1 pseudogene is annotated in these 225 nt (G+C 46.7%); it reads left to right on the top strand.

The annotated features are described in order from the left end of the window. A pseudogene (locus tag LJE12_RS19935) lies at positions 1 to 225 on the top strand (IS200/IS605 family accessory protein TnpB-related protein); the annotation flags it as partial.

Here is a 225-nt window from a genome sequence, read left to right as displayed (position 1 = left end):
AAGAGATGCAGACCGTATCCAGCTATGGCGTAGAATTACGAAAACAGAATATCCCAGTCCGCCAGACACTGGAAATCTACCGGTCTGCGGTCTGTTACCTGACAGAAATATATGAGCAGGTGTGGGAAGAACTGGCAGAGATACCGGATGCCAAAAGGCGGTTTAATGCTGCAGAGCATCTGGTGCATACTACAAAAAAGAATCCTGCACGCTTTGATTTTGATC

This window comes from Blautia sp. DFI.6.71, from assembly GCF_020593585.1.
In the GTDB taxonomy this organism is placed as follows: Bacteria; Bacillota; Clostridia; order Lachnospirales; family Lachnospiraceae; genus Blautia_A; species Blautia_A wexlerae.
This window is presented reverse-complemented; position numbering and strand designations above follow the sequence as displayed.